Origin of the sequence: Granulicella arctica, from assembly GCF_025685605.1 — a bacterium.
GTDB lineage: Bacteria > Acidobacteriota > Terriglobia > Terriglobales > Acidobacteriaceae > Edaphobacter > Edaphobacter arcticus.
Genome location: NZ_JAGTUT010000001.1, coordinates 1,772,115 through 1,799,086, shown reverse-complemented (window position 1 = coordinate 1,799,086; position 26,972 = coordinate 1,772,115). Strand labels below are relative to the sequence as shown.

General features: G+C 61.8%; 20 protein-coding genes. 4 read left to right on the top strand and 16 right to left on the bottom strand.

Annotation, left to right across the window (positions count from 1 at the left end; translation table 11 throughout):
* Nucleotides 1–11 precede the first annotated feature (11 nt).
* From OHL20_RS07325 to OHL20_RS07305, 5 genes are all read right to left on the bottom strand, one after another.
* Nucleotides 12–1,211, bottom strand: coding sequence for a glycosyltransferase (locus OHL20_RS07325; protein WP_263382546.1), 1,200 nt, complete (start codon nt 1,209–1,211; stop codon nt 12–14).
* Between the two features lie 63 nt (nt 1,212–1,274).
* Nucleotides 1,275–2,450: a hypothetical protein gene (locus OHL20_RS07320; protein WP_263382545.1), complete on the bottom strand. Its 1,176-nt coding sequence runs from the start codon at nt 2,448–2,450 to the stop codon at nt 1,275–1,277.
* A gap of 135 nt (nt 2,451–2,585) precedes the next feature.
* A complete protein-coding gene (locus OHL20_RS07315) occupies nt 2,586–3,488 on the bottom strand; it encodes an LOG family protein (RefSeq protein ID WP_263382544.1) in 903 nt (300 codons plus the stop codon).
* Nucleotides 3,489–3,512: 24 nt separating this feature from the next.
* Nucleotides 3,513–3,851 carry a hypothetical protein gene (locus OHL20_RS07310; RefSeq protein ID WP_263382543.1) on the bottom strand — a complete coding sequence of 113 codons (339 nt, stop codon included), beginning with the start codon at nt 3,849–3,851 and terminating at the stop codon, nt 3,513–3,515.
* 54 nt (nt 3,852–3,905) lie between these two features.
* Nucleotides 3,906–5,555: an AsmA-like C-terminal region-containing protein gene (locus tag OHL20_RS07305; RefSeq protein ID WP_263382542.1), complete on the bottom strand. Its 1,650-nt coding sequence runs from the start codon at nt 5,553–5,555 to the stop codon at nt 3,906–3,908.
* A 254-nt stretch (nt 5,556–5,809) separates the two neighbouring features.
* Here OHL20_RS07305 and OHL20_RS07300 point away from each other — a divergent pair, with 254 nt between their 5' ends.
* A complete protein-coding gene (locus OHL20_RS07300) occupies nt 5,810–7,750 on the top strand; it encodes an ABC-F family ATP-binding cassette domain-containing protein (protein WP_263382541.1) in 1,941 nt (646 codons plus the stop codon).
* A 301-nt stretch (nt 7,751–8,051) separates the two neighbouring features.
* On the opposite strand, the gene OHL20_RS07295 is transcribed toward OHL20_RS07300, so the two are convergent.
* Together OHL20_RS07295 and OHL20_RS07290 are read right to left on the bottom strand one after the other, a co-directional pair.
* Nucleotides 8,052–8,807, bottom strand: coding sequence for a metallophosphoesterase family protein (locus tag OHL20_RS07295; protein WP_263382540.1), 756 nt, complete (start codon nt 8,805–8,807; stop codon nt 8,052–8,054).
* Nucleotides 8,808–8,876: 69 nt separating this feature from the next.
* Nucleotides 8,877–9,704 carry an ATP-binding cassette domain-containing protein gene (locus OHL20_RS07290; protein WP_263382539.1) on the bottom strand — a complete coding sequence of 276 codons (828 nt, stop codon included), beginning with the start codon at nt 9,702–9,704 and terminating at the stop codon, nt 8,877–8,879.
* A 102-nt stretch (nt 9,705–9,806) separates the two neighbouring features.
* On the opposite strand from OHL20_RS07290, the gene OHL20_RS07285 reads away from it, so the two are divergent.
* Complete coding sequence (locus tag OHL20_RS07285; RefSeq protein WP_263382538.1) at nt 9,807–11,411, top strand: hypothetical protein; 1,605 nt, start codon at nt 9,807–9,809, stop codon at nt 11,409–11,411.
* 1 nt (nt 11,412) lies between these two features.
* Here OHL20_RS07285 and OHL20_RS07280 read toward each other — a convergent pair whose 3' ends face one another.
* The 9 genes from OHL20_RS07280 to OHL20_RS07240 form a co-directional block, all read right to left on the bottom strand.
* On the bottom strand, nt 11,413–12,072 hold the full coding sequence (locus tag OHL20_RS07280) for a class I SAM-dependent methyltransferase (protein ID WP_263382537.1): 660 nt from the start codon (nt 12,070–12,072) through the stop codon (nt 11,413–11,415).
* A 10-nt stretch (nt 12,073–12,082) separates the two neighbouring features.
* Nucleotides 12,083–13,138 carry an alkene reductase gene (locus OHL20_RS07275; protein WP_263382536.1) on the bottom strand — a complete coding sequence of 352 codons (1,056 nt, stop codon included), beginning with the start codon at nt 13,136–13,138 and terminating at the stop codon, nt 12,083–12,085.
* 95 nt (nt 13,139–13,233) lie between these two features.
* Entirely contained in the window at nt 13,234–14,112 is an 879-nt protein-coding gene (galU, locus tag OHL20_RS07270) for a UTP--glucose-1-phosphate uridylyltransferase GalU (RefSeq protein ID WP_263382535.1), read from the bottom strand.
* Between the two features lie 125 nt (nt 14,113–14,237).
* Nucleotides 14,238–15,995 carry a DUF885 domain-containing protein gene (locus OHL20_RS07265; protein ID WP_263382534.1) on the bottom strand — a complete coding sequence of 586 codons (1,758 nt, stop codon included), beginning with the start codon at nt 15,993–15,995 and terminating at the stop codon, nt 14,238–14,240.
* Nucleotides 15,996–16,088: 93 nt separating this feature from the next.
* A complete protein-coding gene (locus OHL20_RS07260; RefSeq protein ID WP_263382533.1) occupies nt 16,089–16,562 on the bottom strand; it encodes a cupin domain-containing protein in 474 nt (157 codons plus the stop codon).
* 114 nt (nt 16,563–16,676) lie between these two features.
* Nucleotides 16,677–20,411, bottom strand: a complete 3,735-nt coding sequence (gene mfd, locus OHL20_RS07255) for a transcription-repair coupling factor (RefSeq protein WP_263382532.1) — start codon at nt 20,409–20,411, stop codon at nt 16,677–16,679.
* A gap of 12 nt (nt 20,412–20,423) precedes the next feature.
* Nucleotides 20,424–21,692: a glycoside hydrolase family 18 protein gene (locus OHL20_RS07250; RefSeq protein ID WP_263382531.1), complete on the bottom strand. Its 1,269-nt coding sequence runs from the start codon at nt 21,690–21,692 to the stop codon at nt 20,424–20,426.
* 136 nt (nt 21,693–21,828) lie between these two features.
* Complete coding sequence (locus tag OHL20_RS07245; RefSeq protein WP_263382530.1) at nt 21,829–22,788, bottom strand: zinc-dependent alcohol dehydrogenase family protein; 960 nt, start codon at nt 22,786–22,788, stop codon at nt 21,829–21,831.
* Nucleotides 22,789–22,911: 123 nt separating this feature from the next.
* Nucleotides 22,912–23,793 (bottom strand): formate/nitrite transporter family protein, encoded by an 882-nt coding sequence (locus OHL20_RS07240; RefSeq protein ID WP_263382529.1) that lies wholly within the window; start codon nt 23,791–23,793, stop codon nt 22,912–22,914.
* Between the two features lie 50 nt (nt 23,794–23,843).
* Here OHL20_RS07240 and gatB point away from each other — a divergent pair, with 50 nt between their 5' ends.
* Together gatB and OHL20_RS07230 are read left to right on the top strand one after the other, a co-directional pair.
* Nucleotides 23,844–25,322, top strand: coding sequence for an Asp-tRNA(Asn)/Glu-tRNA(Gln) amidotransferase subunit GatB (gene gatB, locus OHL20_RS07235; protein WP_263382528.1), 1,479 nt, complete (start codon nt 23,844–23,846; stop codon nt 25,320–25,322).
* Between the two features lie 29 nt (nt 25,323–25,351).
* Complete coding sequence (locus OHL20_RS07230) at nt 25,352–26,920, top strand: hypothetical protein (RefSeq protein WP_263382527.1); 1,569 nt, start codon at nt 25,352–25,354, stop codon at nt 26,918–26,920.
* Nucleotides 26,921–26,972 lie beyond the last annotated feature (52 nt).

Below are 26,972 nucleotides of genomic sequence, written 5' to 3'. Positions count from 1 at the left end.
GGGAATCACAACTAAAACGGCAGAGGCAGAGACGACTCGCCTGTGAGCACCAAGTCGTAGGCTGCATACACCTTGTCGAAGACCGCGTCCCAACTGCATGTCAGCGCGTAGGCACGAGCGGCGGTGCGCATCGTTTTGAGGCGCTGCCGGTCGGCGATAAGGCTGGCTACGGCCGCAACAAACTCTTCGTCTGGCACCACGAAGCCGGTCTCGCCATTGCGGACAATGAACTTTGGGCCCCCGTCGGGCGTCACCACGGCGGGCACGCCGCTTGCCAGCGCTTCGAGGACGACATTGCCGAAGGTATCGGTGTGCGACGGGAAGACGAGGATGTCCATGTCAGCGCAGGCCGTCGCGAGTTCCTGACCGCGGAGCACACCGGCGAAGTGAGCACCGTGCAGGTCGCGCCGGAGCATCTCCTCGTCGCCACCCTGGCCAATGATGAAGAACTCCACGTCGCTGATCCCCATCGCTGCGAGCCTGGCTTGAAGCAGCGGCAGCAGCGCGATGTTCTTCTCCACCGAGAGCCTGCCGACGTACCCGAGCCGAATAATGTCATCGTCCACCGGTCGTGTGCGGTGCGCGGGAGAGAAGAGCCGTGTATCGACACCGCGCTGCATCAGGTGGCAGGGCCTGTGGGTGGCGGCTTCGAGCATCGCGCACAACTCCACATTCGGGGCGAACAGCACGCCAGCCAGTCGATAGAACAGAGTTGCGGCCTTCAGGGTCGAGGCTTCAATGACGCCTTCTGTCTTCGCTGCATAGGAATCTGGAACCCCGCGCATCATCGTCATCGGCATCATGCGCCGGGCGAGGTATTCGTGCACGTTGGTGTGCCACGATGCGGCCAGCGGAACGCCCATCTTCCAGGCGAAGTATGCGCCGAACATGCCCAGCTCGCTCGGTCCGGTGATGTGGATGATGTCCGGCTGGAAGAGGTTCAACTCGCGCTCGATGATGGCCGCGTGGCGCCAGAAGAGCGCGTCGAATTCGAGGTCCTTCTCGACGCGGATTGAGGCCTTGCTGCGCACCAGTTCCAGCGTCCGTAGCTCGCCTTGCGTCTCGGCGGCCTGCCTGCGCCCGCCCGCACGAATGCAGAGGAACGGCAGGCCACGCCGCTCCGCGTAGGCGACGAAGTTACGGCTCGTGTGTGCGACGCCGTTGACCTCGTGGAACGAGTCGGGAAAGTAGGCAACTCGCGGGGCAGGCATCGCTCTAGAGTACCCCTCATCGAGGCTGCGGTCGTCTGTCTTGAAGGCCGAGGCCAGCGGAATTTAGTCGATCAGGGCCGCGCGCATCGCAGCCCGCATCGAGCTGCCTTCGTTCCAAGCCAGTCGCAGGCCGCCCGAGACTGGCGCAGCGCCCATCATGCGGACCGCGCTCAGCAGGACCTCAAGGTACGGTGGGCAGTGGCCATCCTTCCAAAGGGTCGAGAGCGGCCGAACGACGCCATCGCTATCCGGATGGTAGACGCGCTCGTCCCAGCGCCGCGAACCCTCGGGGAAGTCCGGGTAGTTGCGGATCGCGTCGAGCGTCGACTGGAGGATGCGGTGCTTCCACGGCTGCGCATACTGCGGCATGAAGAGCACATGGCTCTTGCGCTCGCAGCGCACCTCGTGGACGAACTCGGTAAAAGTAGTGGCATGCGTCAGGTTGATGTTCGCGTTCGGTTCCACGCCGTGCCGGTCGCCACCGCTGATGACGAGGTAGTTCCACTGGGCGGCCAGCTTCGAGACCTCTTGATTCTCTTTCCAGTTGCGAAGCCCGTTCAACTCCAGCGCATGGATGAACTGCCCATTGATGGCAAGGAAGTCATTCACGCGAACGTTGTGGAGATCCTGCCCGACCTGGTAGAGGTCCCAGTTGGGGTGATTGAAGATCAGGAGTACGCCCGGCATCTCGTGCAGCTCCGCGAGCATGTCGGTGATCAGTTGCGCGGGGCGTGTCGCGACGGGCATCGCCGTGAACGCCTGTAGCCGCTCCATCCACGCTGCGCCGGTGGCGCTTGGGAGATTGTGGATGCCGAGATGAAACGCCGTCTCCGCAAAGGGGACCGTCCACTCGACCGAGACCGGGATGTGCCGCGCTGAGTCGATCGAGCGCAGCAGCATGGGGGCCTTGATGTCGTCGTGGTCGGTGATGGAGACCATGCCCGGAAGCTGCGTGAGCTGCTCGATCTGGTTACGCTCCAGATCGAAGGCGAGACGCGGCGTGAGCGGCGGGGTCCAGTAGCTTGCGGCATAGTTTGGGCGAATGCCGGTCGTGCGGGCGCTGCGCTCTTCAGCCCACAGCATGATGGCCTGCAGGATCTTCTTGCCCGCCGACATCTCTGCGATAAAGTCCAGGGTCTCCATGGACTGGTTGGTGTGACTGTGGAGTGATACGCCAGCGGCAAAGCCTTTTGCCGCATCCCGTTCCCGCCAAAGGTACGATACGCTCGACTCACTCATAGCCGCTCCCAGGACCGAAGGTTACTTAGGTAGAGTTTGGCAGCGGAAGATGACGGGGCTGTGACTGCACCAAGAATGGGCCTTCAATATCAGGCGAGGGGTAACAATCTATCTTCCCCCTCGCGGGACACTGATTTAGCCGCGAGTTTTGGCGATATCGGGCCCGAGCAGCTCCTGCGAAGTCGGTGCGGGAGCTGCGGGTACACCGTCTCCGGCGGGATCGTCGCGCTGCATCTTGCCGCGCGAGGATACTTCGCCAGCCAGTGTCGCCTTGAGGATTGCGAAGGCGTCCTCGGGCGTATCGGCGTAGTGGAAGAGCGCGCGGTCCTCGGGCGAGACGGCCCCATGCTCGATCAGGGCTTCGATGTTGAGGACCTTGTTCCAGTAAGCCGTTCCATAGATGAGGATGGGAATGTTCTTCGCCAGCTTGTGGGTCTGGGCCAGCGTGACGATCTCGAACATCTCGTCGAGCGTCCCAAAGCCGCCGGGAAAGATCACCAGCGCCTTGGCGAGGTAGGCGAACCAGAACTTGCGCATGAAGAAGTAGTGGAACTCGAAGTTCAGCTCCGGCGTGATGTACGGGTTGGGAAACTGCTCTCGCGGCAGCTTGATGTTGAGGCCGATGGACTTGCCGCCGGCCTCGTATGCCCCACGGTTCGCCGCCTCCATAATGCCCGGCCCGCCGCCTGATGTGACGACGAAGCGGTGGTGCTTGCCCGGCAGCGTCTTCGCCCATGAGGTCAGCATGCCCGAAAGCGTGCGGGCGTCCTCGTAGAACCTTGCCATCTCAACGGCAGTCTGCCCGCGCGTCAGGGCGTCACCTTCAAGCCCGGTCAATGCCTGCTTCGTTGCTTCCTCCGAGTGGAAGCGCGCCGAGCCGAAGAAGACGACCGTATCCTGAATGCGCTGCCGTTGAAAGCGCGCCATCGGCTCCGCGTACTCCGACATGATGCGGAGCAGACGGCCGTCCGGCGAGTCGAGAAACTCGGCATTCTCATAGGCCAGCGGAGCCCGTTCAAGAGGGTCAGGGATCGTCATGCCTGTCTACTTTCCAGCGGAACGCTATGCACGGTGATCACGATAGTGGACCGCCTCGGAGATGCCGATCCAGATATCCAGCAAGCCCAGGCCGGAGATGAAGCCGCGCACCGCACCGAGATGCAGGAAGGCGGCCAGATGAGGTCGCGCAAGGATGAACATATTCTGGTCCCAGACCCGCACCCACCACGGCAGAATCGTCACCAGGACGCCAAGGTAGACGCAGAAAAGCACCAGCACGAACAGCGAGATGCGCTGCAGCCACAGGGGAGCCAGCCGCACAGGCGGTGCTCCGGCGTTAGCCTGTCTGGATTGAACCTCGGGCTGTTGCGGTTCAGGGAAGAGTTGTGGCTGTAAGGACATCAGCCTCCATGCTCTGAGAGTAGCAGGGAGGCCCCGGTTCGTCTTCCAGGCCGGTTAGCGCACCACGTGTAAGCCGCCCGCATTGTGGGGAAAATCAAGCGCCAGCTTCGGGTCCTTCTGGGTCCCACCCAGCTTGAACGGCACCTCGACCCCCGCTCCATTCCGCTTCAGCAGACCGTCGAACGGCATCACCAGAAGGCTCTTCCACCCACCGACCATCTGCGAGGCCGTCGCCTGGGTCCGGACGGTCCCGTGGAAGTCCATCGCCGCGCCGTCCAGCCCATATTGGCCCTCCACCTGCACCTTCGCGCCGGGAATCTCGTAGTGCATTTCGGGGACGCTGACGTGCTCGTCGGCCAGCGTAAAGCTGCCCTTCATGGTCGAGCTGGCCGGGACAGCCTGCTGTGCGTTCGCCCGCTCCGGCCAGCCCTGCGCCCGTTGGCTCAACTCGTCAATCTGCTGCTGCAGCTTCGCATTGCTGAATGACCCCTGCTCCACGTCGTAGGAGCCCTGCAGGTGCATCCGGCGCGTCACGCTCCCGGGGCCCGGCGGAATGCTGAGGTGGGCGCGTTCCGCCACGTAACCGCGCAGCACTGGAGGATAGGTCCGCACGGCGAGGGTCAGCAGGTCCTCGACGTGTGCGTGGTTCATCACAATATCGAGCTCTACGTCGTGGCCGGGTACACCCTTCTGCCGCGTCACTGAGCCGGTCGCCAGGATGTCCGAGTGCAGGAGTCGCGCGTTTACCGGCTGCAGGTAGGTGTCGCCGCTTGTCGCATCGACGATTGCATGGAAGCTGGTGTGCAGCGGCACTGCGTGATTGCTGATCGTCAGCCGAAAGTCCGGTGTATCGGAGACACCATCGATCGTGATCTCGCCCAGCGTCCCTGCAAACTTGCCGTTTGAGGAGAGCATGCCGCCGATGCCTTTGATCGTCGACAGATCGGCATGCGAGAAGATGTAGCTGCCATCGAGCGGCGTGTCGCGGGGATTGTCGTCCTGCCACGGCCCGAAGTGTCCCACGGCGCGGACATCGCCGACCGGCTTCGGGTTCCGCAGCGTCGCGTCGTAGGTCAGGGGCTGCTTCAGGCCGACGTTTGTCAGGGTCAGGTTGCCGATGTCGAACTCGAGTGGGACTTTGCCGGGCTTGCGAGTCTCGATGACGATCTTCAGGTCCGAAAGGACGATTTTGTCGACGAGAATGCCTTCGCGCGGCTGCCCGCGCCGGGTTGGATCGTCCCGCAAGATCGGGCCCCGGTCCTCCTTTGGCGGAATGTGCAGCTCCGCGCCCTGCACCTCGACGGTCAGCACGCGCAGCGTCGGCTCGAAGAGTTCGCGCAAGCCGGACCGGAACTGGAAGGAGCGGATCGTCAGCATCGGCGGCGCACCGGCGCGGGCGTCCGGCTTGGTCGGCCCGGCTATATAGAGAATGCGCAGGCCGCTGCCCTCAACCCCGAGCCCGCTCAGGAAGGTAACGTGAAGCTCATCCAGTTCGACCGGGCTGTGGAAGCGTTCGGATAACGTCTTGATGACGCGCGCCCGCAGCATCGGTTCCGCACGATGCGCGTACCAGGCGAGCGTCAGGCCAACGGCGAGCAGTACCGTGAGGATGGCCGCGCTGCCGCCAACCAGCCACGGGGATCGCCACCAGCGTCTCCTGGTGATCGGCTCTGCTGAACTCGTACTCTCGTGCGACGCGTTCATTCGATCTCCGTACTTGCAATCTTCTCAGGTATGACCTGCTTTTTGGAAAATAGGCGCTGCCGCGCGGGCACCCTGCGCGGGTGGCGGTCACTTCGTGACTTATGTCCTCCTTGGGGTTGGGCGCCCGTTGGTTGCCATGAGATTTATTTGCCAACCAACGGGCGGCCCACGGCGAAGCCAGTATGGAAGTCACGAAACGACCGCTCCGCGCGTAGCGGGCCGTCGGCAGACCTCGTAATGCGAAAATAGACTCTATGCTCCAGATCTCTGCCGCCGGGAAACGCTTCGGCCAAAAACTGCTCTTTGAAGATGCAAACTGGCTCATCAACCCGGATGAGCGCACCGGCCTTGTCGGTGGCAATGGAACGGGCAAGTCGACGCTTCTGAAGGTCATCGCGGGCGTCGAGTCGCTGGACTATGGCACCCTGACGCGCCAGAAGGGCATGACGCTCGGCTATCTGCCGCAGGATGGCCTCGCGCTGAAGGGCCGGTCGGTCTTCGATGAGTGCCTCTCAACCTTCGACGAGCTGCGCGATATGGAGAAGGAGGCGGAGGTTCTTTCAGAAAAGCTATCCGAGCATGCCCCCGGCAGCCCGGAGTACGAGACTGCCGCCGCCCGCTACTCGCACATTACCGACCTGCTCCACGCGAACGATATCTACACGCTGGACTACCAGGTAGGCACGGTGCTCGGCGGACTTGGTTTCTCGAAGGATGACTGGGCACGCCAGACGGAGGAGTTCTCCGGCGGCTGGCAGATGCGGATTGCGCTCGCCAAGCTGCTGCTGCAGAAGCCCTCGCTGCTGCTGCTCGATGAGCCGACGAACCATCTTGACCTTGAAACCCGCAACTGGCTTGAAGACTATCTCCGCAACTATCCCAATGCGTTTGTGCTGATCTCGCATGATCGCTACTTCCTCGACGTGACCGTCAACAAGACCGTTGAGCTGTGGAACAAGCGGGCGCACTTCTACTTCGGCAACTATGAGAAGTACCTGAAGCAGAAGGAAGAGCGCCGCCTGCAACTGATGTCCGCGTACAAGAACCAGCGCGACCAGATCGAGCACCTTGAGTCCTTCATCAACCGCTTTCGCGCGCAGGCGACCAAGGCCAAGCAGGTCCAGAGCCGCATCAAGGAGCTGGACAAGATTGAGCGGATCGAGGTGCCGGAGGACGAGGCGACCATCCACTTCAGCATTCCTCAGCCGCCCGCCTCGGGGCGCACGGTCATTGAGGTCTCGCACCTTACGAAGGTCTATGAGCCCAAGCGCATCCTTGAGGATGTGAGCTTCACCATCGATCGTGGGGATCGGATTGCGTTGGTTGGGGCGAACGGTGCGGGCAAGTCGACGCTCATTCGCATGCTTGCCGGGCTGGAAGACCCTACCTCGGGCAACATCAAGCTCGGGCACAACGTGCTTGCGGACTATTTTGCGCAGGACCAGTACAAGGTGCTCGACGGGAATGCGAAGATGCTAGACGACATCAGCGGCATCGCTCCGAAGGTTCCGCAGACGGAGCTGCGCAGCCTGCTTGGGTGCTTCATGTTTTCGGGTGACGACGTCTTCAAGCCGCTCGGCGTGCTGTCGGGTGGGGAGCGCAACCGGTATGCGATGGCGAAGATGCTGGTGTCGCCGGCGAACATGCTGCTGCTCGACGAGCCTACCAATCACCTTGATCTTCGGGCGAAGGACGTGCTGCTGGATGCGATTCGCAACTTTACCGGCACGGTCCTCTTCGTCTCGCACGATCGCTACTTCATTGACGGGCTTGCGACCCGCGTCTTCGAGGTCGAGGACAAGCGCGTCCACATCTATCCCGGCAACTATGAGGACTACCTCTGGCGCAAGCAGGGTGGTCCGGAGAAGGTGACCGCCGCGCTTACAAACTCGGTTTCCGTGCCGGTGGCGACGCCTGCGCCTGCGCCGGTCGTTGTGCCGAAGTCGCAGGTGAAGCGGCTGAACCCGATCAAGCTGAAGCAGTTGGAGGAGCGGCTGCAGTTTGTCGAGGCCGAGATCCCTCGCGTTGAGTCGACGATTGCTGCTGCCGAAGAGACCTTTGGGGTCTTCGTGTCTGCTGAAGATTCGCAGCGCATTGCCGGAGAGTTAGATCAGTTGCGGAGCGGGCGGGCGAAGCTGCTTACCGAATGGGAGGAGTTGGCGGTGGCGCTTGAGGAGCAGGAGACGGCCGTCTAGCCGTAAGGAAGTTCTGAACGAAAAACGTACCTCAGCGCCTAAACCCGTGCCCTAAACGAAACAGAACCTAATCAGAGGTACCCTCTAACGCGAAGCGTCCAACACCCCACGAAGTGGCGCCTGCCCGGCGTCAGGCGCTTTTATCATTTCCTCTAGAGTCCAAAATATTCAAAACAGGTGGGTTAAGTCTGGACCTGTCGGCGGGGTCTAGAGCCTTTTTTGCGTCTTTGAGGGAAATAGACCCTGTTCTGCGGCCAGCGTTTGTCAAATAAGTGACCGTGGTTTTCCTGGAGCAGGAGGGTTAGCGGCCTTCGCGGAGGCGGGCTGCTAGGCGCTCGGGGAGGCCGGCCATGAGGATGCGGCCCTGGGCGGCGGTGAGGTCGTAGGGGACGCGGTGGAAGATGATCTCCTGGGTGTCGGAGTCGTAGATGGCGAAGGCGGCGCGCCAGTCGGAGTCGCGGGGCTGGCCTACTGAGCCGGGATTGATGAGGTGCCGGACACCGGGCTGGAGTTGGATGGCCCAGGCGTTGGCGTCGTTCCGCGTCGTGTAGTGAGGATGGAACTCCTGCCACTCGTGCTCCTTTTGAGCGAAGCCGCCCTGAACGTGGGTGTGCCCGAAGAAGGTGAGCGGGGTCGTCATCTGCTGGAGGGGAGCCCAGGCGTCGCGCATGTTGAGGATGTAGTGGTCTTCGTTCAAGGGCGAGCCATGCGCGCAGGTAATGCCCGGTTGGAGCGGGTGCAGCGGACCCTGCGGACAGGCGCGGAGCCAGTCGAGGTGTTCCGGTGTGAGTTCGGCCTGGGTCCACTGGGCAGCCGCGCGAGCGACCGGGTTGAAGCCAATCGACGAGGTGAGGCCGCAGCAGACGCGGTCGTGATTGCCGCGTACGTTCAGGCTGGAGATGGGCCGGAGAAGGTCGAGAACCTCGTTCGGGCTGGCACCGTAGCCGACCATGTCGCCAAGGTTCCACAGTTGCTCGTAGGTGCCCGCAGCGGCGGCCACAACTGCCTGGAGAGCTTCGAGATTGCCGTGGATGTCGGAGAGGATCAGGGCGCGCATAATCGGTATTCGGCGCGGAGGCACGAAACTAAAGTCTAGTCTGATTGCGGCCTTGAGGGAAGCTGAGGGCTATCGAAGCGTGGCCAATGGTACTGTGCGGTCGGTCTGCATGGTGGGAACCGAGGCGAGCAGGCGGCGGGTGTAGGGATGCTGCGGCTGCAGAAAGAGGTCCTGCGTCAGCGCCTGTTCGACGATGCGCCCGTGCTGCATGACGGCGACCTTGTCGGTCGGCTGGTCGCAGGCCTGGGCAACGACGGCGAGGTCGTGCGAGATGAAGAGCATGGCGAGGTTGTGAGTCTTGCGGAGGTCTTTGAGGAGCGCGAGGACCTGTGCCTGCACGGTGACGTCGAGGGCGGTGGTCGGTTCGTCAGCGATGAGCAGGCGTGGGCGGTTGATGATTGCCATGGCGATGAGGAGCCGCTGCCGCTGGCCGCCGGAGAACTGGTGCGGATAGTCGGTGAGCCGCTGCTCGGCGTTCGGCAGGGCAACTTCGTTCATGGCGTCGATGACGCGGCTGCGAACGGCTTTGCGGGAGAGTTCGGGATGATGTGCCTGCAGGGCTTCGCCTACCTGTGCGCCGACGCGCATGACGGGGTTGAGTGCGGTCATTGGCTCCTGAAAGATCATGGCGATGTTGCGGCCACGGTGGCGGCGCATCGCTGATTCGGGGAGGTTAAAGAGGTCGATGCCGTCGAAGCGGATGCTGCCGGTGAGGCGTGCGGTCGGGGGAAGAAGCCGCAGGAGGGCCAGCGAGGTAGCGGATTTGCCTGAGCCGGACTCGCCGACGAGGCCGAGCGTTTCGCCGGGAGCGATGCTGAGCGAGAGGCTGTGAACGGCCTGATGCTCTCCAAAGGCGATGGAGAGGTCCGTCACTTCGAGGAGCGGAGGGGTGGCCACGAGGTTGATGGTAGCGAAGTTGGGAGGGTGACAGGGCGAAATCGACCGGAAGGCGGGTTGGAGCGTCTAAAGTGTACGCAGGATGGGTGTGGGCTCAAGTCTATGAAGAAGCTGTGGAGTATCGGGATTCTGCTGGTGAGTGCTGGAGTTGCACCTGCGCAGATGCACAAGGTGGCGAAGCCGGAGACGGTGGTGCGATCGGTTGGCGTGTACGAATGGACGGGTGAGCTGGCCAAGCCTACGGCCAGCAGGTTGATCCCGGTGACGCTCTATATCGATAAGAAGCTCGAGGACGGTGGCCTCTACCTGGCACGGCCGGTGCCGTTTGCGCTGGGCTCGGGCAATATCTACGAGTTGGATGAGGCGGGAGTTGCCAAGGGGAATCTTGAGCTTGTCTACGCGCGGCATCTGCAGGCGGTGAATATCGCCGAGGCGTATGACGATGGCTGGTTTGGCTATGGAAGCTTCAAGGGGCTGGTCGCTCCCAGGAAGCTGCCGACGCGGAAGTTGCAACCGGCACGGACGGCAGGGATCGAGACGAATGCGAGCGTCGATCCCGATAAGCCTCACTTTACGAACAAGGCGGGACAGCCGGTTACGCCTGCTTCTACGTCGGCTGCTGGAACGGATACAGCTAAGACTGATAGCAAGACGACCGACGCGGCTGCTGATCCAGACCGTCCGAAGTTCTCCAAGAAGGATGGGAGCGGCGATGCTGGAAGTACGCCAGCAGATGATCCTGACCGGCCTACGATGAAGCGGCATACGGACGCGGACCCAACGGCTACGGCAAGCTCAGGGACGGCTTCCGGAACGACGACTCCGGCTGATGATCCGGACCGACCGACGATGAAGCGCCGGAGCGGGAACGATACGGCGGACACGACGCCTGCGAGTTCAGGGAGCACGCCTGCGGATGATCCGGATCGGCCCACGCTGAAGCGGCATACGCCAGAGGATGCGAAGAAGGCGAAGGAGTCGGGATCGAGTGTTGCGGGGGTGGGGTCGCTGAACGATGATCCTGATCGGCCAGCTCTGCACCGTGGAAAGCCTGTGGCGGCGATGACTGAGAAAGAGTTGCCGAAGCTATCCGGGCTGCCGGTGGACTTGCGGCAGATGATTGCGGTGTCCGATGCAGCGAATCGCCCTGTGCATGACTTTGCGCGACCGTGGGAGGATGATGCGGAGCGGGTGGCGATCCTGACGAAGATGCAGGCGATCGCGCAGGCACAGCTTGCGGCGTACGGGATTCCGGCTGCGCCTGCTGCGGCTCCGTCTAAGTCTGCTGCCTCCAGCACGACAAGGCCCGCTAACAGCAAGTTGCGACGACCGGTGAAGTCGCTGCAACGGGCGAAGATCCCCGTGCTGGATGAGCAGTTGAAGGGCTATCTGTTGAGCTATGGGGATGTTCCTACGTTCGTGTATCAGGCCCATACGGATGGTGAGGGAGCGAATCTGCGCTATGTGACGGTTGTGGCGCAACTGGACGCGCAGCATGAGCCGAAGATGGTGCTGCACACGGTGACGGATGCGGCGCATCTGGATCGGACGGCGCGGTTGCGGCTGGTCGATGCGGTGGATGTCGAGGCCTCGAACCGGGCTAGCCTCCTGTTCGAGATGCGCGGGCAGACGAGTCGGCAGTTTGGGGTGTATCGGATCTTAGGGCTGCAGGCGGAGCAGATCTTCTCGACCGGGACGATGCAGTAGGTCAGGCGTTCTTGCGGATGACCCATGTGGTCATGCAGCGCTGATCCTGCACGACGGTGGTCTTGATGGGGTCGAGCAGCTCGGCGTCGAGGTCGTGGGTCCACTTGAGGAGCAGGGCTTCGTCGACGAGGTAGCGTTCGGCTCCATCGGGAGAGAGGAAGCGGCGGCCGCCGAGGTGCTGGTGCTCCATGCCGATGGTGGAGGCGAGGCGGCAGAAGAACAGGCCGCCAGGGCGGAGGGCGCGCCAGGCTCCGTGGAGGATGGCTTCGAAGTGCTCGTCGTCTCGCGCGAAGTGGAGGACCGTGTTGCAGAGGACCACATCGGCGAAGGCATCGGGAAACGATGTGTTCTCGATTGACTCGACGCGGAAGTTGTTTGCAGGAAGAGTGGGTGCGAGGGAGGCGGCGATCCAGCGGACGTGGTCGATGGCGGATGGGTCAGAGTCCACTCCGAAGACTGGGTAGCCTTCGCGGAGGAGATAGACGATGTTGCGACCGGAGCCGCAGCCAGCGTCGAAGATCGTCATGCCGGGTGTGATGCGGGCGCGGAGGAGTTGATCGAAGAGGTAGATGTCGATCGGGCCGAACTGTTCCTGAAGGGATGGTGTGCGGTCGGGCAGAGTGCCTCGTGAGTGCGGGTCGCAGAGGTCTGCGACCCGCATGGTTCTTTCGTTATCCCTGCAGCGAAGGATAGTCTGTGTAGCCCTCGGCGCCGGGCGCGTAGAAGGTGGAGGGGACGGGAGCGTTCAGGGCAGACTGCCGCGAGAAGCGAAGCGGGAGGTCCGGGTTGGCGATGAAGAGCTTGCCGAAGGCGACGGCGTCCGCCTTTCCTTCGTCGAGGAGTTGCTGACCGGCCTGCTGGTGGATGGCCTCGTTGGCGACGTAGACGCCGCCGAAGAGTTCCTTGAGGGTTGGACCGAGGCTGTCGGGCGCTACGTGCTCGCGGGCTGCGATGAAGGCGAGCTTACGCTTGCCGAGTTCGCGGGCGACGTAGCTGAAGGTGGCGGCGAGGTTGGAATCGGAGATGCCGTGGGAGTCGCCACGCGGAGCGAGATGCATGCCGACGCGGCCGGGGCCGAAGACCGAGATGGCGGCGTCGGTGCACTCGAGCATGAGGCGGGCGCGGTTCTCGATGGGGCCACCGTACTCGTCGGTGCGGTGGTTGGAGCCGTCCTGCAGGAACTGGTCGAGGAGATAGCCGTTGGCGCCGTGGAGTTCGACGCCGTCAAAGCCTGCGATCTGGGCATTTTGAGCGCCGCGACGGAAGGCCTCGACTACGCCTTTGATCTCAGAGAGTTCGAGGGCGCGAGGCGTGACGAATTCACGCTGGGGACGTACGAGGCTGACCATACCCTTGGGCGCGATGGCGCTGGGTGCGACCGGTAGCTGGCCGTCGAGGAAGATGGGGTCGGAGATGCGGCCGACATGCCAGAGCTGGGCGAAGATATGGCCGCCATGATCGTGGATGGCCTTGGTGATGGGCATCCACGCCTCTGTCTGCTGCTGCGACCAGATGCCGGGGACGTTTGCGTAGCCAACGCCAAAAGGGTCGACGGGGGTGGCTTCCGAGATGATGAGACCGGCGCTGGCACGCTGGGTGTAGTACTCGACCATGATTGAGGTGGGAACGTGATCTGGGGTGCCGCGAAGGCGGGTCAGCGGGGCCATGAAGACGCGGTTGGGGAGGTAGAGATCTCCGAGTTGAATCGGATCGAGAAGGCTGGGCACTGGGACTCCTGCGCCTGAATAAGGCGTACGTCTACTTAATAGATGACCGGAATGGTTCAAGGATTCCCGGCTAGGATCTTCCAAACCGGCGGTGATTAGATGGGAAAGTTCTTCAACCACTCGCGGAAGGGTGGTCCAAGGTCGTCGCGTTTGAGGGCGAACTCTACGGTGGCCTTGAGGAAGCCGAGCTTGTCGCCGGCGTCGTGGCGCTTGCCTTCGTAGCTGAAGCCGTAGACCTTCTCGTACTGGAGGAGGGCTTTAATGGCGTCGGTCAGTTGCAACTCGCCGCCAGCACCCGGGGTCAGGTTTTCGATCAGTTCGAAGATGCGTGGCGTGAGAATGTAGCGGCCGATGATCGCATTTTGCGAAGGAGCTTCCTCGTATTTTGGCTTTTCGACCATGTTGCGGACGGCGAGGAGCTTCGGGTTCGTGGGGTCCGGGGTGCAGTCGAGACAGCCATAGGCAGAGATTGCCGGACCTTCGACGACTTCGGAGCCGAGGATGGTGGACTGCGTCTCGTAGAAGGCCTCGACCATCTGCTTCATGCAGGGGACGGTGGCATCGACAATATCGTCGGGCAGAAGCACGGCGAATGGCTCGTTGCCGACGATTTCTTTGGCCATGAGGACGGCGTGGCCGAGGCCGAGGGGCTCTGGCTGGCGGACGTAGACGATTTTGGCAAGCTTCGAGACGGAGCGGGCGATCTCGAGGAGAGCGGTCTTGTTCTTGGCTTGGAGAGAGGCTTCGAGCTCGTAGGACTTGTCGAAGTGGTCTTCCATCGTGGTCTTGCCGCGACCGGTGACGATGATGATCTCGGTACATCCGGCGGCTACGGCTTCTTCAACGCCGTATTGGATGAGTGGCTTGTCGACGAGGCAGAGCATCTCCTTCGGAGTCGCTTTGGTCGCGGGAAGGAAACGGGTTCCCATGCCGGCGGCGGGAAAGACGGCCTTGCGTATTTTCATCGAAGCCATAGGAGCTGTGAGTACCTCATTCCAAGCAGAATTCCGACAATCCTAGCAGACCGTCAGAGAAGGAGACAGGTTCAAATTCCTTCACTCCTAAGCGGCTGTGATCTTTGTAGGATGCGGAAACGTCGTTACAGGACAGACGAGTCGTCGTGCAGCATGGATTTTCGGATGATTTTGATGGGTGCGAAGCCCTGGCGCATGAGGTCGTCGTGGAAGTGCTGCAGGTTGAACGCTGCGCCCTGCTTCGTCTTGAGGTCGGCGCGCAGCTTCATGATTTCAAGCTTGCCGAGGGTGTAGTAGAGGTAGGTGGCGTCAGCGGTGCCGCGCTTGGTCTCCATGAGGCCGACGGCGTGGGACTGGTAGCCCTCGGTGACGAAGAAGTCGACCGCCTGGTCGAAGGTGAATGCTCCCATGTGGAGCTTGATGGAGTTCACGAAGCGTGCATCTCTGAGGAGGGCGTCCTGGAGCTGGCCGAGTCGAATGAGTTTAGCCTCGCGGGAGGATGCGGCGGTATTGGGGGGAAGGTAGCCCTCATCCAGCATCATCTGCTCGCAGTAGTGAGCCCAGCCCTCGATGTTGGTGTTCGCGCCGATCAGTTTGCGGATCTTGCTGGGAAACTGTGGCTGCCAGAGGAACTGGACGTAATGACCGGGGTAGGCTTCGTGGACCGCGGTCGAGGTAATGGTGCCGACGTTGAAGGCGGCCATGTGTTCGGCGATATGGGCCGGGGTCCAGTCCTTCTCGGGCAGAGTTACGTTGAAGTAGGCCTTGGTGGAGTGGGTCTCGAAGGCTCCCGGAGGGTCCATGGAGGCCTGGGTGGTGGCGCGCATGAAGGGCGGCGTCTCTTCGAGGGTCGGCTCGACTTTGGAGGGAATGGTGATGATGTGGTTAGAGTCGATGAAGGCGATCAGGCTGGCGAACTGGTCCTGAAAGGCCTGGAGAAGCTTATCGGGTGCGGGGTGGACGGTGGCCAGTTGGGCGAGGACCTCCTGCGGGGTCTTGGAGGGGTCAACCTCCTTGGCGACGCGGGCGAACTCGGCCTGATTCCTGTGTAGATCAGCGTTGGCGATTTCGAGGAGACGATCGAGAGGGATGTCGACCATCTCGTCATATTTGAGCTTCTTTGCGAAGGTGTCGGCTCCGAACTTGTAGTCACCATTGGAGCGGGGCAGCAGGTCGGACTTCATCCATGCGCCGTAGGATTTGAGGGCTTCAATCACGGCCGCGTTTGACGTGGCAAAGGCTGCCTTGGTGTCGGGATCGGTCGCCGCGGAGAAGGCGGAGGGTACGTCGTTCTGGAAGAAGCTGACGAGACCGTCGATCTGTTCGAGGGCAATCTCGGTGTAGATCTTTGGTGGATTCTTGAGATTTTTGCGGCCTTCGAGGAGCACCTGCGGCATCAGCTTTTCGCGCTCGATGGCGGCGTGCAGGCGCGTGTTGACCGGCGCATAGTCGCGGCTCATGATGACGAAGATCGATCCGGCGATGCCGGAGGAATAGTTATCGGGATTCTTCTCCCACCCGCGGATGACTTCGAGCGAGAGGAGGCTGCTGCGGATGTTGTTGAGGAGGATCTCGCGGTCGGCGGCTACGGGTGCATCGAGTGCGGAAGGGTCGATGGCGTCGATTTTCTTCTCGAAGAGGTGCAAGGCGGCAACCTGTTTTTGCACACCCGCTGCGGAATAATCCTCAAGCTGGGTGTCGTACTGGTGCAGCCCGGTCGACGTGCCCGCAGTGGGCGAGAAGTGGAAGTACACGTCGGAGAAGAACTGCTCGGAGAGGGTGTTGAAGGTCTGCATGGAGCCGTCTGCGGAGACATGCTGGGCGGGGAGAGCAGGGGAGAGCATGAGGACTCCGAGGGCTGCAAGGCTGCAAAGTTTGCGCATCTGCGCATCATAACCGGTCTGCAGTCTCGTTGGGAGCCCGCCAGCGAGTATCCAGGCAGGAGAGTTCTGCATCGGAAGACTGAACAACCGCCCTTAGTTCCCGAGCAGGCTACTCTGCGTGCCCTGGGGCAACACTTTGGGGGAGTACTTGGGCATGATAATCGGGTCGACGATAGCGGCGGGAATAACTCCGTAGCGGCTCATGATGAGGCCGATCGCCGCGTGGTCCATCGGCCCGTCCTCATCCATGGCGTAGGAGAGTTCCTGAAAGTATTCGGGACCGAGCAGCCCGGGTGTAACCAGGCAGATCATGCGCGAGCTGTGCGGGTGAAGATTTGCGTATGTGTGGTGACTGCCGCGGGGAACGAAGAGTTGCTGGCCGGGATGCAGTTGCGTCACGACGCCGTCGATGGTCCAGGTCGTGATGCCGTCGACGCCGAAGACCGTCTCGTCGTAGTGGCGGTGGAAGTGAGGAATGACGAGGTGAACCGAGGGCGGGATCGTTACTTCGAAGGCGTCAAGGCATCCGGCGGTCTCATGCCGGCTCTTGATAAAGGTGATGGTCAAGCCAGCGACTTGGATGGGTATTGTGATCTCAGAGACCTTTCCAGCTATAAAGCTTGTCGGCTTCGATAGTATGCCTTTGTTCGAAAAGGAGAAGTCCGCGGTTTGTCACGTTAGTTACATAGAGGTGTCAAGAGAGTCGAGGAGTGCCCGGGTTTCCGCGAGGACCTCTTCAGCTTTGGATGACGTTAGAGGCCAACGGAGAATGCCTTGAGGCGTAAATTGTGCGCCTCGTTTTGCGTTACGGCTGACGATCTTCATGAGGATGCCGGGATCGATGGTGCGCTCGCGTGCTGGCGCTTCCCCGGGGGCAGTAGCAGGTGCGCCACCGGCCTGGCGCTCTGCAAATTTGATGTGCAGCATCTCCACAAAGATCTTTGTTTTTCCCTGCTCGATCTGGGTGCGCTTGCGGTCGAGCTGGGCGATCCCTAACTGCTCGCAGTGAAGGCGGATCTCTCCGGCGGCGAGCAGGTTGAGGACGGCTTCGGGCGGCGTACCGTAACGGTCCTGCAGTTCGGCGCGGACGTCGGTGAGGGTGGCGAAGTCCTCGGCTCCGGCGATGCGCTTGTACATGCGGAGGCGCTGGTTCTCCTCGGGGATGTAGTCGGAGTCGATGCGGACGGAGATGCCGAGATTGAGGACGGTTCCGGCGTGGGCGGGCTTGTCGTCCTCACCCTTCATCTTGCGGACGGCTTCCTCGAGCATGGTGGTGTACATCTCGAAGCCGATGGCCTCGATGTGGCCGGACTGCTCGCCACCGAGCATGTTGCCTGCGCCGCGGAGTTCGAGGTCGAGTGCGGCGATCTTGAAGCCGGCGCCGAGGTCGGAGAACTCCTTGAGGGCGGCGAGGCGGCGACGAGCGATCTCGGTAAGTTCTTTTTCAGGTGGGATGAGGAGGTAGGCGTAGGCGCGGCGGTTGGAGCGACCGACGCGGCCGCGAAGCTGGTAGAGCTCGGAGAGGCCATGGCGGTCGGCGCGGTTGATGATGATGGTGTTGGCGAGCGGGATATCAAGGCCGTTCTCGATGATGCTGGTGGCGACGAGAACGTCGTACTCGTGGTTCATGAAGGCGAGCATGACGCGCTCGAGCTCGGCTTCGGGAAGCTGACCGTGACCGATGACGACGCGGGCACTTGGTACCTGCTCGCGGATCATGGTGGCCATGTCGTAGATGGTTTCGACGCGGTTATGGACGAAGTAGATCTGGCCGCCGCGTTCGAGCTCCATCTCAATGGCGGTGCGGACGAGCTTCTCGTCGAACTTGGCGACGATGGTCTGGATGGCCATGCGGTCTTTGGGCGGCGTCTCGATGACGGACATATCGCGCAGGCCGATGAGCGACATGTGCAGCGTGCGCGGGATGGGCGTGGCGGACATGGAGAGGACATCGATGGCAGAGCGTATCTGCTTCAGACGCTCTTTGTGACGGACGCCGAAGCGCTGTTCTTCGTCGACGACGAGGAGGCCGAGATCCTGAAATTTGAGGTCCTTCGAGAGGACGCGGTGAGTGCCGATGAGGATGTCGACCTTGCCCTCTTCGACCTTTTCGAGGATGCCCTTCTGCTCCTTGGCGGTGCGGAAGCGGGAGATCATTTCGATATTGACGGGGAAGTTGGCGAAGCGGCGCTTGAAGGATTCGTAGTGCTGGAAGGAGAGAACGGTCGTCGGGGTGAGGACGGCGACCTGTTTGGAATCCTGCACGGCTTTGAAGGCTGCGCGCATGGCGACTTCGGTTTTGCCGTAGCCGACGTCGCCGCAGAGGAGACGGTCCATGGGCTGGGTGGATTCCATGTCCTGCTTGATGTCGGCGATGGCGGAGAGCTGGTCGTCTGTCTCGTTGAAGTCGAAGGCGTCTTCGAATTCATGCTGCATGTTGGTGTCGGGCGAAAAGGGCGTTCCCTGTGCGGCTTTGCGCTGCGCGTAGAGCTTGAGCAGCTCGCCGGTCATGTCCTGCATGGCCTTCTTGACGCGGGCCTTGGTCTTTTGCCATGCCTGCGTGCCGAGCTTGTTGCGCTCGGGCGCGGGGCCGGTGTCGGAGGAACGGTACTTCTGGATGAGGTCGAGGCGCGTGAGCGGAATGTACAGTTTCGCGTCGTCGGCGAACTCCAGGATCATGAGTTCGAGGGGCGGCTGGTCGTTCTCTTCGATGACTCTAAGGCCGCAGTATTGCGCGATGCCGTGTTCGACGTGGACGACGTAGTCGCCGACCTGCAGGTCGCGGAAGTCGGAGATGAAGGCAGAGGTCTTGGACTTGCTGCGACGGGCCGGGCGGGCGGTGACGTCGGCGTCGTCGGTGAGGTCTTGTGCGCCAAAGATGATGATCTGGCGGGCAGTGGCCCGGGTGAGGTCAAGGATCTGGACGCCACTGGCCATGGGGGTTTTGACGATCACGGGGGTGCTGAGATTTCCCGCGAGATAGCTGGATTCGGAGTAGACGGTGGCGCTGCCGGGGGCTTCGTTGCGGGAGCCGAGGCGGTAGGGAACCTGGTACTCCTGCAAGAGCCCGGCGAGTCGCTCGACCTCGCCCTGATTGGGGGCGGTGAGGAGGATGCGGGCATCCTGCGTCATGAGGAGCTTCAACTGGTCGATCAGGGCGGGAATGCTGCCGTGAAAGCGCTGTGTGGGGCGTGTGGCGAAGTCGACCTCGGAGAGGTCGCTGCGGTCGGCATCAAGGACGTCGACCAGGCCGAGCTGGTCTAGTTCGCAGCCGCAGAACTTGCGGAGGCGGTCGTCGAGGTCCCATGGGGAGAGATAGATGTCTTCGGGGCGAACGAGATTGCCGATGCCGGAGCGCTCGTGCCGCTGCTCAACCTTGTTCCACCAGCGTTCACCCTGATTCTTGACCATGCTGGGCTCTTCGATGAAGACGCGTGGCGCAGGACCGGAGGCGGAGAGGAGATCGAGGAGGGTGAGATTGGCTCCGGCGACGGGAGCGAAGAACTCCCAGCCGGGGAAGATGGTGGCCTCGGTCGATCCCACCCGCGACGATGAGGCTGTCGAGGATGGGGCACCTGAAATGTGTACGTGGGTCTGGAGTTCGGCGGGGAGTTCGCCGCCTTCGAGGTTTGCACCTGCGAGACCGGAACGGGTGAGGCGGGCGTTGATGGCGGTGAGGAGTTTTTCGGTGACGGGCGTTTCGGTGAGGGGGAGCAGCAGAGCGTCGTCGAGGTGGGAGCTGGATCGCTGCGTCTCGGGGTCGAACTTGCGGATGGACTCGATCTCGTCGCCGAAGAAGTCGATGCGGACGGGGCGGTCCATCTCTGGCGAGTAGACGTCGATGATGCCGCCGCGGATGGTGACCTGGCCGGGCATCTCGACGACGTCGACGCGGGTGTAGCCGACGGAGAGGCAGTGCTCGACGAGCATGTCGGGAAGGTACTCTTCGCCGGTGCGGAGATGGAGGGCGAGGGCGCGGTAGTAGTCGCGTGGGAAGAGCTTCATGCTCGCGGCTTCGAGGGGAGCGATGACGAGGCGGGCCTGACCGGTGGCGATCTTCCAGAGGGTGGCGGCGCGATGCTCCTGGATTTCAAGGTGCGGCGAGAGATTTTCAAAGGGGAGCACGTCGTGACCCGGTAGCCGAAGGACGGTCTCGGCGGGGAGCGCTCCGGTTAGCTCGCAGGCGCTGAGCACGGCTGCGTGCAGAGCTTCTGCGGCCTTGTTGTCCGCAACGATCATGACGGCTGGTGCGTTAGAGGCGCGGACGAAGAGTGGGAGATATAGGCCGCGCGCCGTGGCGGTGAGGCCGGAGACACGTCTGCGCCCTGTGCCTCCGCTGAGGTGGCGGCGTACACGTTCGAAGGCGTCTGAGTGTTCGAGGTCCGCCAGTAGTTCGCGGACGAAGGGGAGAACCATGCTCGTTTGATTCTAGCGGAGGCTGGGCGGTGCCGTGGGCGATGACGAAGTTTGCGTTGCGGTGGTGGCTGTTGGGGCGAGAGCATTGTGAGCGGATCGAAGTAGGAGTGCATCGGTGGTGTCGCTGCCGAGTTCCCAGATCATCATCCCGCCGAGGTGCTGTTTGCGGGCATACTCCACTTTGTGAGCGATGGAGGTGGGATCTTCGTAGGTCCAGAAGATATCGCCGTCGAAGAGCCATGGGGCCTGGGAGGCGGAGTCGCGGTAGATGGTTGACTGGGCGATGATCGGCGCGATGTCACGATAAGGGTGATCGCCCCGGATGGGCTGACCTTCCTGAAACATGCCGTTGTCGTCTTCGGTGACCTGATGCCAGCCGTAGCCGTAGAAAGGGATTCCCATGAAAAGCTTTGCGGCGGGAACGCCGAGAGCGCGGTAGGCGTCGACCGTATCTTCTACCGTGCCCGTGTTGTGGGCTGTGCCTGCACGGAGCGGCGCGATGAGCCCGGTGATCTTGCTCCAGGGACCGGCGAAGTCGTAGGTCATCAGGGCCATCTGGTTGACCAGCTTGCTGACGGCTGCCATGTCGGTGCCTTCATAGAGCTGCGGACTTGTGCCCACGGCGATGTTCAGCCTTAGGCCGGGCCGGAGTGCGTCCATCTTGTGGCGGAACTCGGTGAGTAAGGCGAGATAGTTTACAGCGTCGTCTTTGTGGGGATACTCCCAGTCGATGTCGATGCCGTCGAAGAGGCCGGGTACGGTGATGCCCGGAGCGAAGTTTCCCTTGATGAAGATGTCGATGCAGGAGTCGACGAAGGCGTCGCGATTCAGCGGCTGGGTATCTTCGGCAAAGTTCGAACCGCGACCTTCGAGCGAGATGATCAGCTTGAGGTTTGGGTAACGGCGCTTCAATTCAACAAGCTGGTGGAGATTGCCGCGAAAGCTTTCTTTCGGATCGTCGGCTATGCCGTTGACGCTTTGCTCTGCGGGGAAGGTGTAGTTGAGGTCGGCGTTCGGGTCGGCGATGGAGCAGTGGCCTCCGGTGACGAAGCCCTGGGCGTAGTTCACCTGGTCGAGCATGGCTGCGCCGCCGTTGGTGACGAGATTCTTAACGAGGTACTGGGGATCGTTATAGAGGCCCCATTGGGGGAAGTAGCCGGTGAGCAATGGGGCTGTGGCGGGACTCGTTGCGGCTGGTAAGGATTGGCCATGGGCGACCGACGGCTCCAGCACGGAGGCCGCGGCCAGAAGTGCAGCCATGACGAGACGAAAAAGGGGCATCCACATTCACCAGTTAAGCTGCATGAGCAATCAACGCGCTTAACCGTTAGACGGCGGTTGTTGTACAGAGTCGCCGGATCATGTCGACGCTGTACAACAATGACGCAGTTCTCACGACGTAACTGGAAGCAGGGTGCTAGACGGTGACGACGATCTTGCCGATCTGGGCGTTTGTCTCCATGTAGCGATGCGCTTCGACGATCTGCTCGAGCGGGAAGCTCTTGTCGATGCGGGGATTGAAGTCGCCAGCCGCGAGATGCTCGTAGATGTACTGCTTCGCCTTGGCGAGGAGCGCTGGATAGGGAACGATCTCGAAGAGCGTGTAGGCCTTGATGGTGAGGTGTTTGCTGAGCGCTGGAAAGAGCGGGTAGGGTGTCGGGTCGGTCGCGAGGGCACCGTATTCGAAGATGATGCCGCTGACTGCTGTCGCTGCGGCGAGTGCTTCGAGACCTTTTCCGGCGATGGGATCGAAGACGATCCGCGCGCCTTTGCCTGCGGTAATCTGGTTCACGCGAGCGACAAGGTCTTCCTCATCGGTAGCAATCACGTAGTCGGCTCCTGCGGCAAGAAGCTCTGCCTTCTTGGCTGAGGTCCGCGTCGTCGCGATGCTGATTGCACCTCCGGCGTTGGCGATCTCGATGGCGGCGAGACCGACGCTGCTGCTTGCGGCGGTGATGAGGACGAAGTCATTGCTGTTGAGCTTGCCGAAGTGGATGAGTGCGCCGTAGGCGGTGATGTACTGCATCCAGATGGAGGTTCCCTGCTCGTAGGAGAGGTTGACGGGGTACTCGGCCAGAGCGAAGGTTGGCACGATGGCTACTTCGCCGTAGACGCCGTAGTCCGTGAGGCGGAACGAGGGGACGGTGCTGACGGTCTTGCCGAGCCACGTGGCGTCGACGTCGGGACCGACGGCTTCAACTGTGCCTGAGGCTTCGTAGCCGAGCTGCGAGGGCAGTTCGGGAGCGTAGAGATATTGACCCTGGCGGAACATCACCTCGGCACGGTTGAGGCCGAGCGCCTTTACGCGGAGGCGAACTTCGCCGGGTCCCGGCTCGGGAATCGGAAGATCTTCAAGCTTGAGGACTTTGGGGGCCACCGGTTTCGTGGAAGCGGACGATCTTTGCCGTTGCTGCGGACATGGGAGTACCTCTTCTTGCGGATTGGATTCGCCGAGGCGATTCCGGTCGCAGAAAGCGAGCATACTCCAGCTCACTTCAATTTAGAGTGACTCGTTTTCAGTCTTCTCAGGAGCAGGGATGGCTTCGGCGTCGGCGTCTCCTCCATAGATGACCTGACCGTATTCGAGCAGGGTGACCATGCCGACGCCGCCGCAGATATTGCCGGCGACTGCGGGCAGGAACCATTTCGGGAACGCAAGCCATGGAAGCTGGCCGGTGAGAATGGCTGCGAAGACTTCGCCGCTGGCAGCTATGCAGTGGGCGAAGTTGCCGAGGCCGACTACGAATGCGAGCAGCCAGATAATGATGACGGAGCCGGTGATGGAGTGCGAGCCGGAGACAAGCCACGCGACGGTGGCGATGATCCAGCCGCCCATGACGCCGCTCCAGAAGATGGTGGAGGGCGGATGGTGCGTGGCGTCCAGACCGAGTTGGCTGAGAGAGCGGACAATCTCGGGGCTGATGGCTCCAGTGAGGGCCGCGAGGGAGGCGAATGAGAGTGCGCCGACGACGTTTGAAGGAAGGACGGCGGCCCAGAGCCGCATTGTGTGCCAGAAATGCTTCTTTTCGGCCAGAACGAGAGCGACGGGGTAAAGTGTGTTTTCGGTGAAGAGCTGGGAGCGGCCGAGGATGACCACGATAAAGCCGATCGGGTAGAACATCTTCGCGACGAACTGCGCCTGCGTCGAGGGGCCAAGCATCGAGAGGGCTATGGCTGTGCCGAGGGCGGAGAGACCCATGAAGATGCCGCCGGCGAGGCCCGAGATGATGAGCGATACGGTGGAGCGGCCGAGTTCCTGCCGGGCGTTGTTGGCGACCTGCTCGTAGATCTCCTGTGCGCTCGGGCGCTGCAGGTTTTTCTGGGCGTCGTTGCTGGACGCAGCTTCCTGCTTTGGCTGGCGGCGACGAAGTTGGAAGACCATGAAGCATGAGATGCTGATTCACCTGGTGCGACTTGGTAGAATCGTCTCGAATGGCCACTATGACTGCACTCTCGCCTGCGATTCTCGCCAAGTACCAGCCTGTGATCGGGCTGGAGGTTCACGTTCAGCTTTTGACTGCCTCGAAGGCGTTCTGCGGGTGCGTCAATCAGTATGGCGGCGAGCCGAATACGCATGTTTGCCCGACGTGTCTTGGGTTGCCAGGCGCGCTGCCGGTGCTGAATCGGCGAGCGGTCGAGTTTGCCGTGCTGGCGGCGAAGGCGGTTAACTGCGAGATTCGGGAGACGAGTGTGTTCTCGCGTAAAAATTACTTCTATCCGGATTCGCCGAAGGGCTATCAGATCTCCCAGTTCGATAAGCCGATTGCCGAGAACGGCTGGATTGACGTTCTCGATGCTGCGGGCGCGCCGAAGCGGATCGGCGTGACGCGGCTGCACATGGAAGAAGATGCGGGTAAGAGCATCCACGATGGGTTTGCGGACTCGGCGTCGCGGACGTACATCGACCTGAATCGATGCGGCACACCGCTGGTTGAGATTGTGAGTGAGCCCGATCTTCGGAGCGCGGACGAGGTCTTCGAGTACCTGACGAAGCTGAAGGAGATCCTGCTCTATACGGGCGTTAGCGACTGCAACATGGAAGAGGGTTCGCTGCGCTGCGACGCGAACGTGAGCGTGATGCTGAAAGGTGCGAAGGAGTACGGTACGAAGGCTGAGGTGAAGAACGTCAACAGCTTTCGATACATTCGTTCGGCGGTGGAGTATGAGATTGAGCGGCAGATCGGCGTGATCGAGGATGGCGGGCGCGTCGTGCAGGAGTCGCGGCTTTGGAACAACGCTGAGGGACGGACGTTCTCGATGCGATCGAAGGAGCAGGCGCACGATTACCGCTACTTTCCTGAGCCGGATCTTCCGCCGCTTGTGGTTGGCGCGGCGTGGCAGGCGGAGATTTTGTCGATGCTGCCGGAGCTTCCGGAGGCGCGGCGCGAACGCATGATTGCGGAGTACGAGATTACAGCGCAGGATGCGGCAACGCTGACGGCGACGCGGGAGTTCGCAGATCGGTTTGAGGCTGCGGCGAAGAAGGCGAAGAGTCCGAAGCGGGTGGCCAACCTGATCCAGAGTGAACTGACGATGCGGCTGCGGCTTGCGGGGCTTGAGCTGGAGCAGTCGCCGGTCTCGCTTGAGGGGATCGTGATGGCGGCGGATCTGGCGGAGTCGGGTGAGCTTTCGAGCAAGATGCTGAAGCAGTTGCTCGATACTTCGTTCGCGGAGAGCAAGGACTTTCCTGCGGTGTACGAGCGGGATAAGCCGAAGCAGATCTCGGATGTGGCGGCGATTGAGGCGATGATCGATGAGGTAATTGCGGCGAATCCGAACCAGGTTGCGCAGTATCGCGGCGGCAAGAAGACGGTTGCGGCGTTCTTCGTCGGCAACGTGATGCGGCTGTCGAAGGGGCAGGCGAATCCGGCGATGCTGAATGAACTGGTTGTCAAGAAGCTGGATAGCTAGAGCGGCCTTGTGTGGGTTCTAATAACGGGATGAGTCTGCGATCCTCGCTCTCCGGTTATGTCGGCCTGCAGTTGTCCAGCTATGTTCGTTCGCGTCGCGCGGGATGGGTGCTCGCGGCGGCGGTTGTCGGGGCGTTGGCCGGGTGTCGGAGCGATGCCAAGTATGTTGTGCCGAGCGGGCCGATGCCGCCGAATACGGTGTTGCTTTCGCAGATGATGCAGGAGCTTTCGTCGCAGCCGGGGTTTACGGAGGCGATGCTCGCCCAGTTGAACGAGGGACAGAAGCGCGGGCCGGCGCTGCTAACCCCGGCGTTGATAGACCACATGCGGAAGATGATTCTCGGCAAGGACTGGGAGGGGCTGAATCGTTTTCCCGGCTGGACGATGCGGGAGATCAATCCGACGGTTCGCGTGGTCGGGCATGTTGCCGGAAAAGATGCGAAGGTCGAAGAGACAGCGACGGCGGGCGGTGCGCCGAGCGGGCCGGTGAAGAAGGCTTCGACGAAGCAGATGAAGGAGTATCTCGACCTTGGGCCGTACACGCTCGAACGAGGCGAGACTGCTGATCTGGATCAGCCTTCGGATCGACCTGGGTTCTCGACCGAGGGGCTTACAAGTGCGCTTGGCGACGGCGTTGTGCGTGGCGATGGAGCCGATCCTGCGCTTGCACCGTTGCACTCCGAGAGCCAGCGGCTATCCGAGGTGCTGAACCGGTTGGCGATGAACGGACTTAGTGGAACGGCTTCGGCGACAGCTTCGATCGCAGGCGGTAAGGCGACGACGCCAGAGGAGTTGGTGCAGGCGCTGATTGCGACGGGCCACGATGTCGTGGTCTCGGATGCGCGGTACTTTGCTAACTTCGGCCACTTTCATTACAAGGGGCAGGACGTGATGATGCCGTTCTTCATCAACTCCCAGATCCTGATTCCGCATACGACGCGGCCCCTGCTGGTGCCGGTGAGCCATGCAGAGTACGAGTGGACGATTCGTGGGCCGAAGATCAACGCGAGTGTCGCCTGGTACTTCGGGATCGACGGTAAGGCTGAGTTTCGCACGATGGATGAGCTGAATCAGCCCTGGGTGCTTGGGCGGCACGCGCATGAGTATCGCGGTGCAGATGCGGTCGAGGTGACGCGGCTGACGGGCCGGATGATGGTCGCTTACGCGCATCTGCATATGCGGCATCCGGCGATGCCGTTTGGCGGCTACTACGGCCTGGGTGTTTGCCAGGATAGCGTTGCGGCGATCGAGAAGAAGATGACAGGAACGGCTACGCTGTTTCCGAATACGGCGGATACGGTGTTCTTCAACGATCCTCGCGATGCCGAGATCAACAAGCTGATTGCGGCGATTCCAAAGGATCGCGCGGGTGCGATGCCACAGCCGGAGCGGATCTTCGGTTCGCTGCCTACGACGGATCTTCAGGCAATTACGATCCCGGGCCTGACGGCCGACCTTGTGAGCGTGCGATCGGCTTGGGACGAGGGAACGCTGCGGCGGACGCATGGGCGGGGACATCGCGTCGTAATCGGGCTGGAGATCTTCGGCTTTGTGCTGGCGCTGGGCGTCGTCGGTTGGCTGATTCGCAGACGGCGCTAGGCTCTGCACTTCTGCTGGTGCAACTCTTCGAGCGGTGTTCAACTCCTACGAG

Coding starts and splice junctions, on each gene's coding strand:
- OHL20_RS07310 (WP_263382543.1), bottom strand. CDS start 3,851: ATGTCCTTACAGCCACAACTCTTCCCTGAACCGCAACAGCCCGAGGTT.
- OHL20_RS07320 (WP_263382545.1), bottom strand. CDS start 2,450: ATGAGTGAGTCGAGCGTATCGTACCTTTGGCGGGAACGGGATGCGGCA.
- galU (WP_263382535.1), bottom strand. CDS start 14,112: ATGGCTTCGATGAAAATACGCAAGGCCGTCTTTCCCGCCGCCGGCATG.
- OHL20_RS07305 (WP_263382542.1), bottom strand. CDS start 5,555: ATGAACGCGTCGCACGAGAGTACGAGTTCAGCAGAGCCGATCACCAGG.
- OHL20_RS07325 (WP_263382546.1), bottom strand. CDS start 1,211: ATGCCTGCCCCGCGAGTTGCCTACTTTCCCGACTCGTTCCACGAGGTC.
- OHL20_RS07285 (WP_263382538.1), top strand. CDS start 9,807: ATGAAGAAGCTGTGGAGTATCGGGATTCTGCTGGTGAGTGCTGGAGTT.
- OHL20_RS07240 (WP_263382529.1), bottom strand. CDS start 23,793: ATGGTCTTCCAACTTCGTCGCCGCCAGCCAAAGCAGGAAGCTGCGTCC.
- OHL20_RS07300 (WP_263382541.1), top strand. CDS start 5,810: ATGCTCCAGATCTCTGCCGCCGGGAAACGCTTCGGCCAAAAACTGCTC.
- OHL20_RS07295 (WP_263382540.1), bottom strand. CDS start 8,807: ATGCGCGCCCTGATCCTCTCCGACATCCACGGCAATCTCGAAGCTCTC.
- gatB (WP_263382528.1), top strand. CDS start 23,844: ATGGCCACTATGACTGCACTCTCGCCTGCGATTCTCGCCAAGTACCAG.
- OHL20_RS07250 (WP_263382531.1), bottom strand. CDS start 21,692: ATGCCCCTTTTTCGTCTCGTCATGGCTGCACTTCTGGCCGCGGCCTCC.
- OHL20_RS07230 (WP_263382527.1), top strand. CDS start 25,352: ATGAGTCTGCGATCCTCGCTCTCCGGTTATGTCGGCCTGCAGTTGTCC.
- OHL20_RS07315 (WP_263382544.1), bottom strand. CDS start 3,488: ATGACGATCCCTGACCCTCTTGAACGGGCTCCGCTGGCCTATGAGAAT.
- OHL20_RS07280 (WP_263382537.1), bottom strand. CDS start 12,072: ATGCGGGTCGCAGACCTCTGCGACCCGCACTCACGAGGCACTCTGCCC.
- OHL20_RS07265 (WP_263382534.1), bottom strand. CDS start 15,995: ATGCGCAAACTTTGCAGCCTTGCAGCCCTCGGAGTCCTCATGCTCTCC.
- mfd (WP_263382532.1), bottom strand. CDS start 20,411: ATGGTTCTCCCCTTCGTCCGCGAACTACTGGCGGACCTCGAACACTCA.